The organism is Streptomyces sp. NBC_01750 (assembly GCF_035918095.1).
In the GTDB taxonomy this organism is placed as follows: Bacteria; Actinomycetota; Actinomycetes; order Streptomycetales; family Streptomycetaceae; genus Streptomyces.
In genome coordinates this window covers 1,056,643-1,072,689 of record NZ_CP109137.1, presented here as the reverse complement: position 1 = coordinate 1,072,689, position 16,047 = coordinate 1,056,643, and the positions used below count along the sequence as shown (strand labels likewise).

General features: G+C 71.4%; 8 protein-coding genes. 2 read left to right on the top strand and 6 right to left on the bottom strand.

The window, feature by feature from the left end:
• Positions 1 to 35: 35 nt before the first annotated feature.
• The 6 genes from OG966_RS04590 to OG966_RS04565 all read right to left on the bottom strand — a co-directional run bounded on the left by OG966_RS04590 (position 36) and on the right by OG966_RS04565 (position 10,706).
• Positions 36 to 2,120 carry a non-ribosomal peptide synthetase gene (locus OG966_RS04590; protein ID WP_326648082.1) on the bottom strand — a complete coding sequence of 695 codons (2,085 nt, stop codon included), beginning with the start codon at positions 2,118 to 2,120 and terminating at the stop codon, positions 36 to 38.
• Positions 2,120 to 5,320 carry a non-ribosomal peptide synthetase gene (locus OG966_RS04585; protein WP_326648080.1) on the bottom strand — a complete coding sequence of 1,067 codons (3,201 nt, stop codon included), beginning with the start codon at positions 5,318 to 5,320 and terminating at the stop codon, positions 2,120 to 2,122. Before OG966_RS04585 ends, OG966_RS04590 begins: the two co-directional genes overlap by 1 nt.
• Positions 5,321 to 5,534: 214 nt before the next feature.
• Positions 5,535 to 6,869 (bottom strand): condensation domain-containing protein, encoded by a 1,335-nt coding sequence (locus OG966_RS04580; RefSeq protein WP_326648079.1) that lies wholly within the window; start codon positions 6,867 to 6,869, stop codon positions 5,535 to 5,537.
• A 129-nt stretch (positions 6,870 to 6,998) separates the two neighbouring features.
• On the bottom strand, positions 6,999 to 8,324 hold the full coding sequence (locus OG966_RS04575; RefSeq protein ID WP_326648077.1) for an MFS transporter: 1,326 nt from the start codon (positions 8,322 to 8,324) through the stop codon (positions 6,999 to 7,001).
• A 647-nt stretch (positions 8,325 to 8,971) separates the two neighbouring features.
• Positions 8,972 to 9,706 carry an EF-hand domain-containing protein gene (locus OG966_RS04570; RefSeq protein WP_326648075.1) on the bottom strand — a complete coding sequence of 245 codons (735 nt, stop codon included), beginning with the start codon at positions 9,704 to 9,706 and terminating at the stop codon, positions 8,972 to 8,974.
• A 214-nt stretch (positions 9,707 to 9,920) separates the two neighbouring features.
• On the bottom strand, positions 9,921 to 10,706 hold the full coding sequence (locus tag OG966_RS04565) for a VOC family protein (protein WP_326648074.1): 786 nt from the start codon (positions 10,704 to 10,706) through the stop codon (positions 9,921 to 9,923).
• A gap of 453 nt (positions 10,707 to 11,159) precedes the next feature.
• Between OG966_RS04565 and OG966_RS04560 the strand changes: the two genes are divergently transcribed.
• Together OG966_RS04560 and OG966_RS04555 are read left to right on the top strand one after the other, a co-directional pair.
• Entirely contained in the window at positions 11,160 to 12,956 is a 1,797-nt protein-coding gene (locus OG966_RS04560; RefSeq protein WP_326648073.1) for a S8 family serine peptidase, read from the top strand.
• A gap of 191 nt (positions 12,957 to 13,147) precedes the next feature.
• Entirely contained in the window at positions 13,148 to 16,045 is a 2,898-nt protein-coding gene (locus tag OG966_RS04555; RefSeq protein WP_326648070.1) for a helix-turn-helix transcriptional regulator, read from the top strand.
• The last annotated feature ends 2 nt before the right edge of the window (positions 16,046 to 16,047 follow it).

The following is a 16,047-nucleotide window of genomic DNA, read 5'->3' as shown; positions in this document are numbered from 1 at the left end:
TGTGGTCGGTGGTGTTCGCCATGACGGTTGCCATCTCAGGCCACCCCCGGTCCGACGGCGGCGCGGCGCTTGTCGAGTACGGCCGCGACTGCCCGAAGGTCGGGCTGACGGAGCAACTCCGGTGCGCGCAGACGCACTCCGGTCTCCTGCTCGATCACGGTCAGCAGGCGCGAGGCGACGAGCGAGGTTCCGCCGGCCTCGGTGAAGTTGTCGCCCAGTTCGGTACCGGGGCTGTCCAGCAGATCGCGCACGACCCGCAGGACAAGTCGCTCGCTCTCCGTCGCGCTGTCGTGCGCATCGCCGTTGTCGGCAGTGGCGCTGTCGCGGGCGATCGGCTGTGCGGGGGCCGCGGCCTGCTTCAGCAGTTGGGCACGGTCGACCTTGCCGTTGGCGTCGAGTGGGAAGGCGTCCAGGATCCGCACGGCCGAGGGCACGGCCTGCTCGGGCAGCCAGGCCCGTACCGCGGACAGCAGCGCGTCAGAACTCGTTTCGTCGGATGCCAGGACGTACGCCACCAGGCGGGCGCTGCCGTCGGCGGAACGGGGCGCGGTGACAACCGCGCTGCGCACCGAAGGGTTCTGCTCGAGCGCGGCCTCCACCTCGGCCGGTTCGATCCGTACTCCGCTGATCTTCACCTGATCGTCGAGACGGCCGAGGAACTCCAGCCTGCCGTCGTCCAGCATCCGCACCCGGTCCCCGGTCCGGTACACACGGTCCGTCCGCCCCGCGTCGATTCCCGGGGGCGGGACGGTGAACCGGTGTGCCGTCAGCTCCGGGTCGAGATAGCCGAGCGCCAGGCACGTGCCGCCGATGCACAGTTCACCGGCCTCACCGCGGGCGACGACACGGCCGTCCGCCGCGGTGACGACGACCGTGGCGCCCGGGATCGGAGTTCCGATCGACGGCGCGGTGTCGTCGCACGCGTCGTGGTCCGTGGCGCGCATGGCGTGGGTGGTGGTGACGACGGCGGCCTCGGCCGGCCCGTACGCGTTGTGCACCGTGGCGGTCACATCCGCACCGGGGCGTCGGCGCATCCGGTCGCCGCCGACAACAAGGTGACGCAGCTCCAGGTCATGGGGCCAGGGCCGGTCCAGCACCGGTTCGGCCATCGGAGTGGCCACGACGCACACCGTCACGGCGGCGTCGCGCCACCACGCGGTGAGTTCGGCCGGGTCCCAGCGAACAGCGTCCGGTGCGGGAACCAGGGCCGCGCCGGACGTCAGACCGGCCCACAGTTCCATCACATGCGGGTCGAACGCGACACCGATCAGCAGGGACTGCCGGTCGCCGGGCGCCAGGCCGGTCTCGTTGCGGTACCAGTCCAGCAGTGTGGACAGAGCGGGTTCCGCGACGGCGACGGCCTTCGGCCGCCCGGTGGAGCCGGAGGTCAGCACGGCGTAGAAGGCTTCGTGCGGAGCCGGGCGCGCGCTCGCTGCGGGAGAGGCGAAGGCCGCGACGGCCTTCGGAGCGGCGTTCGTCCCCTCTCCCGGTAGCGGCAGCGCGATCTGCTCGGCGGCCTGATGGCGGGCGGGCAGCACGGTGGGGTCGCCGATCAGACAGACCACGGCGACGTCCTCGGTGACCGCGTCGATGCGGCGCTCACCGGGCCGGGGGCCCAGCGGGAGATAGACCGCGCCGATCCGGGCGAGGGCGATCGCGGTCACGACCAGCGCTGCCGAGCGGTCCAGGCAGACGCCGACCAGGTCGCCGGGGCGGACCCGGTCGCTCAGGGCGCGAAGGACGTCGTCGGCCGCCTCGTCCAGCTGCCGGTAGCTCCAGGTACGGGTCCCGTCGACCACGGCGGGGGCCTCGGGGCCGCGGCGTACCCATTCCTCGAAGCGGGAGAGCACTCCGGCGGCGGTGGCTTCGGGAAGGGGCGTGCCGTGTACGACGCTCGGCAGGGCGCCCTGACGGCCGTTCATCAGCGCGGAGGTCTGCTCGGTCATCGGCTCGGCAGACCGCCCGGTCATCGGCTCGGTCATCGGCTCGGCAGACCGCCCGGTCATCGGCGCGGTCATCGGCTCGGCAGACCGCCCGGTCATCGGCGCGGTCATCGGCTCGGCAGACCGCCCAGTCATCGGCGCGGCCCCCGTCGGCATGTCATTCAGCATCTCGGTCATCACGACTCCGTCGGCGTGGTCGTAGCGGTGTGGGCAGCAACGGTCGGCGTGTCGAGCGCGCCAAGGGCGCGCGCCTGGTCGGACAGGACCGGGTTCTGGAAGAGCAGCCGCAGCGGCGGCCGTGTGCCGATACGGGGTTCCAGCCAGGCCGCCAGTTGCGCGGCGAGCAGCGAGTGCCCGCCGGTCCGGAAGAAGTGGGAGGCGGCGGTGAACCGACTGTGACCCAGCACCTCGCGCCAGCCTTCGGCGAGCAGCGCCAGAGACGGATCGGCGAATGCCGCGGGATCGGTTTCGGTCGTGGCGTTCTCCTCGGCCGGTGCGGTGGGCTCGAGTTGAGCGGCCAGACGGGCCAGCGCCACTCGGTTCGGCTTGCCGCCGGCCAGGGTCGGCATGGCATCCAGCCGCGCCCATCGGCCGGGTACGAGGGCACCCGGCAGACGGCGGCTCAGTTCGATGTGCATCGCCTGTTCGTCCCACGGCCGCTGTTCGTCGGAGTTCTCCAGGAAGCCGACCAGGCGCGGTCCGCCGGCCGCTTCCCGGTCCAGTACGACGGCGCAGGAACGTCCGCCGAGCACGGCCGATGCGGCGGCCTCCACCTCCTCCAGTTCGATGCGGTAGCCCCGCAGTTTGATCTGGTTGTCGCGGCGCCCCAGGAAGTGCAGCAGCCCGTCGCGATCCCGGTAGCCGAGGTCGCCGGTGAGGTAGACCCGCTCGCCGTTCAGTGCTTCGATCCGTACGAATCGTGCCGCGGTGGCCTCCGGGTTGCCGACGTACCCCTCGGCCAGACCGGCGCCGGAGATGGCCAGTTCACCGACCGCACCGGCCGGCAGTGGACGCAGCGCCGCGTCCAGGACGTGGATCCGCTCGCCGGGCAGTTCGGTGCCCAGGGGGATTTCCGCACCGTCCACGAGGTTCTCGCGGGTGATCTCGTACACGGTCGAGCTGATCGCCGCTTCGGTCACTCCGTAGACGTTGAACACGGCGGCGTCGGTGTCGGCGAAGAACCCGCGCATCGCATCCGCCGGGATGCGCTCGCCGCCGAGTACCAGCAGCCTCGGCGCCCAGCGGCGCTCGCGCAGCACCGGCCGCAACTCCTCGCGGGTGGCGAGGAAGTAGCTGGTCGGGAGGTTGGCGACGGTGACCCGGGCGGCGGCCAGCAGCTCGGCGAGTTCTGCTCCGGTGGGCACTTCCCGCTCCGGTACGACGAGGCAGGCACCGGCATACAGGGAGGGCAGGACCTCTTCCAGCGCCACGTCGAACGAGGGCTGGGCGAACAGCAGCACCCGGTCACCGGCGGCCAGGCCGAACCGGTCGGCCGCACCGGTCAGATGGTTCTCCAGGGCCGCCCGGCCCACCGCGACCGGCTTGGGTATGCCGGTCGAACCCGAGGTGTGGATGATGTACGCCGCACCGGCCACCACAGGGGCCGGTCGCGCGGCGGGGAAAGAGGCGGCATCGATCCGCGCTGTCGGAAGGTGTGCGGGCAGCTTCGCCCCCGCGGCGGCGGAGGTGAGCACGAGCGCCGGGCCGAGCCGCTCGAGCAGCAGTTCCAGACGGGCGACCGGGTCGGACGGTGAGAGCGGGCAGTACACGGCTCCGGTCCGTAGACAGGCCAGCAGCGTCACCACCGAGTCGGCGCCGCGCGGCAGTACGGCGGCGACCGGCTGACCGGCCGTCACACCGGCGTCCCGCATCCGCTGTGCGAGGGCGGTGACCTGCTCGTCGAGGTCGCCGTAGGTGAGCCGGCGGGCCCCGATCAGCAGCGCGGGCAGCGAGGTGTCGTGGGCGGCGGCCGGGTCGAGCGCGTCCCGGCCCTGCGCGACTGCGTGCAGTGCTGGATCGTCGGCCGTCGCCGGAAGGGCGAGGTCGGCGAGCACGGTGGCGGGAGCGTCCAGGTAGGCGCGCAGCAGATCCAGGAAGCGTTCGGCGAGCAGCTTCGCTACTTCGTCGCCGAAGAGGTCGGCGTCGTAGTCCCAGACCAGCGTCATACCGGGCGCCCCGTGCCGGGGGCCCACTCCACGCCGGTCGTCGGGCAGCAGGACGACATCGAGGTCGAATCGGGTGGTGCCGGTGTTGAACCCTTCGAACAGGGTGATGTCCAGGCCTGGCACCTCGATCTCGGGCAGTGCCGCGTCGTGCGCGCTGAACATGACGCTGAACAGCGGGTTGTCCGCGCCGGAGGTGTGCAGGGCCAGTGCGCGGGTCAACTCCTGGACCGGCACTTCCTGATGCGGCAGAGCGCGGATGAGGGTGTCGGTCACCTCGTCCATGGTGTCCTCGGCCGGGGCTTTCGGGTCCAGGCGAAGCCGTAGTGGGATCGTGTTGACGAACATGCCCACGGCGTCCTCGAATCCCCGAGGGCGGTTGCCGACGGCGGTGCCGACGACCATCTGGGAGCGGCCGCTGTGCCGGCGCAGGAGTTCCGCGAAAAGCCCGAGCAGCGTGGAGAACGGGGTCAGACCGCGCTCGCGGGTGTGGGCGCGCAGCCGCTGTGTCAGATCCGCGCCGATCGATTGCCGCAGCTGTCCGCCGTGGTGCCTGCGCCGGGCGCCGGGCCGGGTCAGGCCGGGCAACGGCATGTCGTGGGAGGCGCCCCGCAGTTCGTCGGCCCAGTACTCAAGGCTCGCCTGTCGCTCGATGGTTCCTGCGTCGTCGGCCCGGGCATCGGCCTGGGCACGCACATGGTCCGTGTACGAGGTCGCGGGAGGCAGAGCGACCGGCTCACCGAGGACATGGGCGCGGTAGGCGGTGAAGACATCGCCCAGCAGGATCGCGAAGGAGTGCCCGTCGTGGATCAGGTGGTGCTCGACGTGGATGAGCCGGTGCTGGTCGTCGGCGAGCCGCGCCAGGGTCCAGCGCAGCAGCGGCGCCTCATAGGTGTCGAGAGGGGTCTCGGCCTCGGTGCGCAGCAGCTCGGCGAACGCGGCCTCCGGGTCGGCCTCCCCGGTCAGATCCACGCTGCGCAGGCGGGGCGTACAGGCGTCGGCGGCCCGCTGGGCGGGCATCGCGCCGGGGACGGCCACGAGTTCCAGGCGGAGTCCGGGGTGACGGTCGAGGGCGGCGGCGAGTCCGCGGCGCAGGGCCTCGGTGTCCAGCGTCCCCCACAGGTCGAGTGAGGCGGTGAAGTTGTAGGCGCGGCTGCCGGGCTGCACTTGTTCGTGCAGCCAGACGATCTCCTGCGACGAGGAGAGGGGAAGCATGGGCGATCCCTGAGGTTGTCGGGTCGGGTTCTTCGGATGCGGGTCGGGGCACGGTTGTGCTCCCCACCCGGGGTTCGCAGGCCGGTCCGCGGATCGCGCGGTCCTGCCGTGCTGTGCTCGGTGGCTTCGGGGTGGCTCGGTGGCTCGAGGGGTGTGCGGTGCGCCGGCCGTGTGCCGCTCGGCGGTGTGCCGTGTCCCTGTACGACCGCGGCGTTCAGCCGACGGTGACGTCGGCTCGCTCCGGGGCGGGCAGGGCCGCACAGAAGGCGCCGAACCCGTCTTCGGCCGTGTGGTCGTCGAGCACATGGCGATCCCACACCATGCGGATGTGGAGTTCGGGCCCGTGGGTGACGGACACGGCGAACGGGGCGCGCACCGGCCGGCCGTCGATGTGGATCTCGCGGCCTGCCACTCCGCCCAGGCTCAGCGGTGGACGGCGACGGGCGTCGTCGACGGTCAGCAGGCCGTCCAGTCGGCCCGACCACAGGGACCCGGCCGACCGGGCGGCGTGCACGACTTCGTCGAAGGGGGTGTCCGCCCGGTCGAGGTCGGCCCACCAGTCGGTGGCCGTCGCCTCCGCGCCGAAGGGCTCACCGCCGTTCGGGCCGTCGGGGGTGTCATCGGTCCCGGCCGGGAAAACAACGGTGTTGAGGAAGCAGCCAACCACCGGCGCAGCGGCGGCCGGGCGGCCGCCCCATGGGTACCCGATCGGTGACACATGACCGGCTCCGTACAGGACGCGGGCCGCTGCCCGGCAGGCGTCGAGCAGCGCGGGGAACGGTGCGCCGGAAGCCGGAGCGGGCAGCCGCAGTTCGGCCGCGCCGGTGGGCAGCGTGCCGGGGGCGGGAGCCTGCGGCCCGGGGAGCGGAGCGCGTTCGCGCACCTCCCGCAGCCGCCCGCCCCAGTACTCCAGCGCGGCGGACGACCCCGCGTGCTGCTCGGCGTCGAGCTGCATCAGGACCGCGTCCCGGTAGGCGGCCAGTTCCGCGGCCGCTTCGGCGGGCGCGAGTTCTCCGGGGCCGACCCCGTCGCGGTAGGCGCTGCTCAGCTCCTCGACGATGCGTGCCAGCGACTGGCCGTCGCAGGCGGTGTGGTCCAGGACGACGGCGAGCACCTCTTCCTCGGCATCCGGTCCGTCCTCGGCCAGGTAGAGCCGCAGCGGCGAGCCCTGCGCAGTCCAGGCGTTCAGGGCTCGGCGCACGGTGGTGGCCGCGTCCTCGCCTGGCGCGCGAACGACGCGTTCCACCGGTACGTCCGGCTCCGCCAGGCGAAGCACGGGGGTGCCGCGGAGCACCTCCGGGTGGGCGCGCAGCACCGGGTGCCGGGCGGCCAGCTGGTTCGCGGCAGCTCGCAGCCGTACCGGATCCACGGTGCCGCGGGGGAAGGCGAAGAACATCGGGACGATGTCCGGCCGTCCGGAGGGGTCCAGGGAGCGCACCAGGACGAAACGCCGCTGAGCTCCGGTGACGGGCAGCAGATCGATTTCCCTGTTGTCGGCGGCGATGCGTTGGTAGCGAGCCATGTACTGGCCCGTGATGCTGAGGCGCACGTTGTCCTCTCTGTCCTCTCTGTCGTGTCTGCCATGGCCGCGCGTCGGACGCCGCGCCATGACGCTCGGTCGGGACGGCAGCAATAAAGGACCGGCACGCAGGCCGGAGCTGGAACGGGGGGCTTCGAGTCAGCCGAGGGCGATGGACTCGGGCCGGGCGCCGGAGTCGCACATGGCCGGATCTTCCGGGTCTTGTGTGTCGTCCGGAGCGGCCGGCAGATCGCGCACGCGGCGCAGGGGGGAGAGCAGCAACGGCAGCGGTACGACGAGGAAGCCGGTCGCGCAGACCCAGAGTGCGGCGCGCGGATCGAAGGCGCCCGCGACGGCGCCGCCCACGACGGCGCCGAGCGGCAGGGTGCCCCACACAAGGAAGCGCAGCGTGGCGTTCATCCGGCCGAGCAGTCGGGGCGGGCAGAGCGTCTGACGGAAGCTGACCTGGGCGACGTTGTAGACCACCGCGCCGAAGGAGACCACGCCGGAGCCGATGGCGAACAGGGCGGCGGTGGCTCCCCGTCCGGACAGCGGCCACAACAGTGCGAACGGCCCGGTTGCCAGGGCGGAGAGCCAGATGATGCGGGCCTGTCCGAGGCGGCCGGCGAGCGTGCCGGCGCTCAGTGCACCGACGAGTCCGCCCACGGCGGACGCGGAGAGCATCAGACCGACGGCGACCGGCTGCAGGCCGATCACCCGTACCAGGAAGATGGTCTGAGTGGCCATCAGCATCGCGGTGAAGAAGTTGCCGAGGCCGGTCGTTGCGGCGATGACCCGTAGCAAGGGGTGGCCGAGCACGAATCGGAGGCCTTCCCCGATGTCCTTGCGCAGGGACGCGCCCGGAACCGGCTCGGGCCGGCTCTCGGGCGGCCGCTTCATGGCCAGCAGGAACAGCGCGGACACGGCGTAGCCGATCGCGTCGGCCACGATCGCCAGATGCGCCCCGAGGACTTGTACGAGTCCGCCACCGAGCCCCGGTCCGGCGATGTGGGCCGATGAGCGGACCGTCTCCAATGCGCCGTTGCCCGCCATCAGCCGCTCCTTGGGCAGCAGTTCGGGCAGGTAGCTCTGGTGGGCCACATCGAAGAAGACGGTTGCGGCTCCGGTGACCAGAGCGACGACGTACAGCTGCGCCATCGTCAGTACGCCGGCGACTGCGGCCAGCGGGACACTCGCCATGGTCAGGGCGCGCACCGCATCGGCCCGGATCATCAGCGGGAGCTTTCTCATCCGGTCGACCCAGGCACCCGCAGGCAGCCCTATCAGGAGGAACGCGGCGGTCTCGGCAGCCGTGAGCAGTCCCACCTGAAACGCGGGTGCCTTCAGCACGAGTACCGCCACCAGCGGGAGAGCGACCAGGGTGACCTGGGCGCCGACTTGACCGGCCGCGGCGCCGGCCAACAGGAGACGGAAGTCGCGCATGCGCAGCAGACCGCTGGATGCGACAGGGGGTGAGGGGGACATGAGCCAGACCTTCACCGCCAGGTCGATCAACAGTCAAAACACAAAGAACACTTTCGGTCGTTTCTCCTGCGATATCTCCATCGGATCGGCAAATCTTCCGCCGTAATGAGGCAACTTCCGGATGAATGGCATGCGTTGAGGCCTCCCGGCAAGAGGATCCGCGCAGCGCTCGCCCGGCAGGTCTCGGTCGATCTCGCACATCGCGTCACGAATCGCACCTTTGACCGAAAATAGTCGCCCACTCACCCTCGGTGTCCGAGGTGTCGACTCCAGCCGCTATGGGCGCTTCGTCCCTGCGGGGTGAGTGGGTCTACGGAACGGTGACGGCTCACCGGGCGGCGGCGCCCATCGGCAGGCCGGTGGTTTGCAGCGTGCCGCCACACCACCGCACGGGTATGTCCACAGGGACGACTGCCTCGTCATGGAACGCCGCGAGCTACGGCAGCCGGCGCCGTATGCATGCTGAGGCGCTCGGCACGGCAGCGCTCAGCACATTTCGGGCAGTTCGGCCGACTCGGCCGCGCTGTAGGAAGCGCCTTGTCACCGCGCCGACGCGCGGAGCCCCGGCTATCGCGCAGTCTGAAGCCGCAGGGCCGTCCCGGCCCTGCGGCTTGGGGCCTGTCGGCGCGGCCAGGCCCGGCCCACGGTCAGGGGGCGTCCGAACTCCGCTCAGTGACGCCGAGGAAGATGCCACCCGGCGTGTTGAGGTCGTCGTTGTAGAGGTGGAATGCGCGGAGTGACCTGGCGACCTCTCGCTGGGAGATGAACGCGTCGCCGTCCAGGTCCAGCCGCTGGAAGATGATCGCGGCGTCAGCGCTGGAAATCTCGTAGAAGGCCAGGTACCGGGCGAACCCGTCCCTGCTGATTCGCTTGTCGCGGTCGATGTCCAGAACATTGAAGATGGCCTGGGCGATGTCCTCCAGCAGGTGGGACGCATAGGTGTCGTACCCCGCAGCGCGTTGCGCCGCGACGAACTCGTCCTGGGACAGGCGGTCCTGCCCGGGGTTCGCCTGCGTCAGGAGTCCCAGCCACTGCGCCCAGTACGCCTTCTCCAATGACTTGATCCTGGCGTCGCTCTTCGCCAACGCATAGCCGGTCATGTACTTGTCCACGATCCGCTGGTAGTCGCCCCACGTGACGAAGCCGTCTTCGTCGGTGTCCAGGACCGCGAAGAGCTGCCGGAGTCGACGGGTGATCGGATCGAACGTCGCCATGCGTTCCGTGTCCTTCCGATAGAGCTGATCGACGATGGTGCTTGCACACGGCTCTGTGCCGCATTGCGGTGTCGAGAGAAGGCCGGCGACGCTGGGCAGTGGGACGGCGATGACACTCGGCCATGCCTGCTGCATGCCGTCCGCCTTCTCGAGAACGAACTTCGACATGTCAGACGTCCATGGGCCGCCGGCGGTTCACCGCCCGCCGAACGATCATGCAAAAGACCTGGGCAACCGGGGCGTTCCACTGAGTTCATCCCGGATCAGTAGCCGGCGCGGCCATCGGGAAGGCCGTCCTGCCCGCGGCAGCCGGGTAAGTCGGCTCTGCCGCGGCGCGCCGAGGTCGGCTTCGTCCGACCGTCCGACCGTCCGGGCCACGGACTCAGCGGGCAGCGCCGCGGATGATGGCCGAAGGAGCGCCGAAGGGGTCGGTGAACATGGCCAAGCGGCCCACGCCCTCCGCGTCGATGGGCGGGATCAGCGTGGTGGCACCCTGTCGGGTGGCCTCGGCGAAGGTGGCATCGACGTCGGCCACTTCGAAGTACGGATGCCACTCCGAGCGGGAACCCGCTTCCAGGTTCTCCCTCGCGAGCTGCATGATGCCGCCTTGCGTGGCGCTCTCGCCGCCGCCCGGGGGAGAGACGACGGTGTAGGTGGTGCCGGCGACTGGCAAGTCCTTGTAGTCCCACGAGAACACGGAGCGGTAGAAGTCCTTCGCAATGGCGGCGTCCGTGGTGTACAGCTCCGTCCAGGACAGCGTGTTCACATCGTTGACCGCTTCCAGGCCCTTCGTGTCGCCGGGCTGCCAGACGGCGAATTGGGCACCGGTCGGGTCGGTGTACGCCGCCATCCGCCCTTCGGTGAAGACGTCCATCGGCGGGACGCGGACGGTGCCGCCGGCCTGCTCGACGGCCCTGGTCGTGGCATCGGCGTCGGCGGCCTGGAAATACGGCGTCCAGGCGGAGGCCGCGCCCTCCTCGGTGAGCGGGCCGATCGCGGCGACGGTCCTCTCGTTCAGCCGCAGGAAGCCGTACCCTCCGGCCTCCGGTCCCATGGTCCTGAGCTCCCAGCCGAACAGGGCTCCGTAGAAGGCGGCGGCGGCTTCTACGTCGGGGCTTCCCAGGTCGAGCCAGTTCGGCGCACCCGGGACGTACGTGGTCGTCAGCATCGTGGTTCTCCTCTCGCACGCGCGCGGGGATTGGGGGATGACGGTTGCAGTCGGTCGCCTTCAGCGTGCCAGCCCCCACTGACATCCGCCGTTGGGTGCGACGCGACACGCCGTGCACCCGCCGCACCCCGGACCCCGCTGGGGGAGCCCCCACGGGGGTGACAAGGGTTTTCCCCGTATCGGGTTCATCTCCGCATTCCCTACTGTCTGCCGCACCGGCGAATTCCAGCCTCTGACTGTTAAATGTCAGGTGCATGTAAATCGTGGGATCTGCCGGCGACGGCCCTTGACCAGGGGCCGTCGCGCCGACGGCGGCGCGAGGGCGACCCGCCCGGGGGACCGCGGATCGCACCCCCACAGCCAACCGCGGTTCCCGCGCCGTCCGTCCGCGCTCCGCACCGTCAGTTGAAAGGGAACACCTTGAACGGTTCCAGACGGAGACTCATATCCGTCGTGGCCGCGAGCGCGACGATCGCCGCCGTCGCCGCCACGTACTCCGTGGCACTCGCCGCCACTCCGCCGCCGCCCTCGCCGAAGCCCGCTCCGGCTTCCCAGTCGATGACCTCACTGCCGACCGCACCGGTCGAGAAGGTCATCGTCACCTACAAGTCCAAGACGTCCGAGGCCACTTCCAACACGGCGGCCAAGACCGACGCAACGGCCAAGGCCGCCGAGACCGGCGAGAGCCTGTCGTTCGAGCGCCGGCTCGCCGGCGGCGCCGCACTGGTCAACCTCGGTGGCAAGGCGTCCAAGAAGGACCTTGGCGAGGTCCTGGACGCCTTCCGCGCCGACCCGTCGGTCGCGTCCGTGGAACCGGACATCCGCGCCTACGCGATGGCGGTCACCCCGAACGACACCGAGTACACCAAGCAGTGGGACCTGTTCGAGGCCACCGGCGGCATGAACGTGCCCGGCGCCTGGGACAAGACCACCGGCAGCGGCGTCACCGTCGCCGTCGTGGACACCGGCTACGCCGCCCACACGGACCTCGCCGCCAATGTCATCTCGGGCTACGACTTCATCTCGACCGCCGCGGACGCCCGGGACGGCAGCGGCCGCGACAGCGACGCCAAGGACGAGGGCGACTGGAACGCCACCGACGGCGAGTGCGGCACCGGTTCCAAGGCGGGCAACTCCTCCTGGCACGGCACCCACGTCGCGGGCACCATCGCGGCAACGGCGGGCAACAGCAAGGGCGTTGCGGGTATCGCGTACAGCGCGAAGATCCAGCCGGTCCGCGTGCTCGGCAAGTGCGGCGGCTCCTCGGCGGACATCGCCGACGCGATCACCTGGGCATCCGGCGGCACCGTCCCGGGCGTCCCGGCGAACCCGAACCCGGCCAAGGTCATCAACATGAGCCTCGGCGGCGCCAGCGCCACCTGCCCCAGCGTCTACCAGAACGCCATCAACGGCGCCGTGTCCCGCGGTACCACGGTGGTCGTCGCGGCGGGCAACAGCAACGCCAACGCCTCAGGCTTCACCCCCGCGAACTGCGCCAACATCATCAACGTGGCGTCCACCAGCCGCGAGGGCAACCGCTCGTTCTACTCGAACTACGGCAGCATCGTCGACGTCGCCGCGCCCGGCGGCGAGACCCGCCGCGCCACCGACACGCCCGGCACCGTCACCACCCCGGAGAACGGCATCCTCTCCACGCTGAACTCCGGCGCCACCACCCAGTCGACGGAGAACTACAAGCCGTACCAGGGCACTTCGATGGCCGCCCCGCACATCGCCGGGCTCGCCGCGCTGCTCAAGTCGGCCAAGAGCACTCTGACCCCGGCCGAGATCGAGGCCGCGATCAAGAGCAACGCCAGGCCGCTGCCGGGCACCTGCACCGGCGGCTGCGGCACCGGTATCGCCGATGCGGCGAAGACCGTGAACGCCGTCACCGGCACCACCGGCGGTACGACGTTCAGCAACGCGACGGATGTGACAATCGCGGACAACTCGACCGTCAGCTCGTCGATCGCCGTCACCGGCCGCACCGGCAACGCCCCCGCCGTCCTCAAGGTCGACGTGGACATCAAGCACACCTGGCGCGGCGACCTGGTCATCGATCTGATCGCGCCGGACGGCACGGTGCGCAACCTGAAGGCCTCGTCGTCGTCCGACAGCGCCGACAACGTCCTTGCGACGTACACGGTCGACGCGTCCAGCGAGGTGGCCAACGGCACCTGGAAGCTGCAGGTCCGCGATGTGGCATCGGGTGACACCGGCTACATCGACGCCTGGAGTCTCACCTTCTGAACCACCCAACACAAGTGCATCACAGCTGGTCAGGGGCGCGTTCGCGGCATATCGCCGTGAGCGCGCCCCGCCGCCTGTCCGTGCGCGCCCGTCCGCATCCCGGACAAGCGGTCTGGACTGCGGTGGCCTGATTCGTATGCTCTGCTCTCACGGGCAGAGTCCCGCGCAGGCCACAGGGGGGTGGTGGGTACGTGAGAACGGCGGCGCACCGCCCTGCACCGGTCGGGCGGGGGGAGCTCCTCGCGCGGCTCGAACGAGTCCTGCACGCCCGCGGGCGTGCCCTGCTCACGGGCCCGGCCGGGGTCGGCAAGACCGAGGTCGCCCTGACCGTCGCCGCGCGCGCCGAGTCCCGCGGCGAAACCGTACTGTGGCTCGCCACATTGCCCGCCGACCGGGAGATACCCGGCGCGGCCGCCGCCGCCCTGGTCGCGACCATTTCGTCGTGCGCCTCCTGGCCCGGGGCCCGGCCCCAGGGCGGGCCCGCACCGTACGACATCCTCGGGGGACTGCCCGGACCGCAGCGGACCGCTGTCGCCATGCTGTGCCGCGAGGCGCCCGTGCCCGACAACGGCTGGGACCCCATCGCCCTGCGGCTCGCCTTCGCCCAGATCCTGCGGACGCTCGCCGCACACGGCCCCGTCCTGCTCGTCGTCGACGGCGTCCAGCGCATCGACGCCGACAGCGCCGACCTGATGCGGTTCGCCCTGCATCTGGCTCCGTCGGCGCTGCGCGTCGTCGCCGTCGAGACCCCCGAGGCGTACGGACCCGACACATCCACCACACGTACGGCACCGCAGGACGCGGCATGCCCGGAGCCGCTGTGGGTGCCGTCCGAGGCCGACGTCCTGAACGTGGCGCCGCTGCACGCCGACGAGATCGCCGAACTGCTCTTCCACCACCGGCTGCCGTCCCGGATGGCCGGCCGTATCCACAAGGCCAGCGGCGGCAATCCGCGTCTCGCGCTCGCCGTCGGCCGGTCCCTCGCCGACGCCAGGACGCCGGTGCACCACGCCGAGGCCCTGTCCCTGTCCGGGCGCGCACGCGATCTCGCACGTCAACTGCTCGGCGCTGCCTCCCCCGCCGTGCGTGACACGCTCCTGCTGGCCGCACTTGCGCTGCGCCCGACGGCTTCGCTGATCCGCCGCACCGGCCGCAATATGGCCGAGTCCGATCTCGCCGCCGCCGAGCGGGCGAATCTCATCTCGCTCACGGAGGACGGGACGGTCGCCTTCACGGCCGGGTTGCTGCCCTCCACGCTGGTGCACGACGCCGGGTGGGCCGAGCGCAGCGACGGTCATGCGGCTCTCGCGCGGGTCGTGGACGACCCCGTCGAGGCCGTACGGCACCGGGCGCTGGCCACGGACATCCCCGACGAGCAACTGGCAGCGGAGGTCGCGGCTGCGGCCGACACGGCGCGACGCCGCGGGAACAGCGCGCTGGCCGCCGAACTCGCCCTGCTCGCCGCCGAGTCCACGCCCGGCAGGAACAGCGCGCAACGGCTCGCCCGGCTCGTCGACGCCGCCGAGGAAGCCGCCCGCGCGGCCCGCGCGGACCTTGCGATGCGCGCCGCGACCGATCTCCTCGCCCGCGACGCCGCGCCCGCCGACCGGGTTCGCGCGCGGCTCGCCGTGCTGGACACGGCCGGGCAGGGACTGACCGACCTCGACGAGATCTATGTCCACGCCATGGAGGACTCCGAGGGCGACACGGCGCTGCGGGCGGCCGTCCAGCTCCGGCTGGCGGTGAAACACGTACTGGCCGACGGTGATCCCGTACGCTCCCGGGCCGCCGCCGTCGAATCCGCCGTGCTGGCCGGATCGGTCGGCGACCGCAGGACGGCGGCCACGGCGCTGACCGTCCAGGCGCGCATGGACCGCGTCCTCGGCTCGCCGGACGCGGAGCGTGTCCTTACCGAGGCACGAGCCCTAGAGATGGTCGAGCGGCCGCTTGGCATCCGTAACGCCGCACAGATCCTGACGATCCGTCATGCACTGTTCGACGACCGGCTCACCGACGCCCGCGACCAGCTCAACGCCCTGCTGCCGCTGGTCGAGCGCCGTGGCCCGGTGGAGGACGCCATCGAGCTGTTCCATACGCTCGCGGAGATCGACGCCCGGCAGGGCCAGTGCGCGGCGTCGCTCGCGCACGCCGGACGCTCGCTCGCCCTGACGCTGGAGGCAGGTCTCTCGCCGGGGCCCGCCTGGTACACGCTGGCTCTCGCGGAGAGCGCCGGCGGCAGTTTCGCGCGCGCCGCGAGCTATGCCCGGCGCAGTGTTCAGGCATCCGAGGAGGAGGGCGACCATGTCTTCCTCTCCCGCAGTCTGTACGCACTCGGCCGGGTCCAGCTCGTGACCGGGGATGTGGCGAACGCCCTGGAGACCCTGCGCCGGGTGCAGTCCGGTGAACGCGCCCAGTCGACCGTCGACCCCTCCATGCTTCGCTGGCACGAGGAGCTGGCCGAGGCGCTGATCGCGAACGACGCTCCGGAGGAGGCCGCGGCCCTGCTTGCCGATGTGCGACCCGTCGCCGAACGCCTGGGCCGCGCAACGGTGCTGCTCGGCTGCGACCGGGCGTACGCCCTGTATCTGGCGGCGGCCGGAAAGCCCGAGGAGGCGGCGGGGCTGCTGACCGAGACCGCCGATCGCTTCGCGGTGGCGGGACTGCCGCTGGCACGCGGGCGGGCGCTGATCGCGCTCGCCAGGGTCGAACGCCGCCGCCGAAGACGGTCGGCCGCGCAGAACGCGCTGCAGGCAGCGGCCGCGGTCTTCGAAAGGGCCGGGGCATCGCCCTGGCTGGCACTGGTGACGGAGACACCGTCCCGTACGACCGAACCCGACCCGGCCCGCGGCGGCGCCGTGTCCCTGCTCACGGAGGCGGAGCTGCGGCTCGCGCTGCTGGTCGGCGTGGGGGCCAGCAACCAGGAGGCGGCGGCGAAGCTGTACCTCAGCGTGAAGACGGTCGAGGCGCGGCTCACCCGCATCTACCAGAAACTGGACGTCCGTTCGCGCGCCCAGCTGGCAGGCGCCCTCAACGCGTGGCCCGCCCATCGGGCGTCGACGGACACGACGGACGGCCCGGCGGCGGACTGACA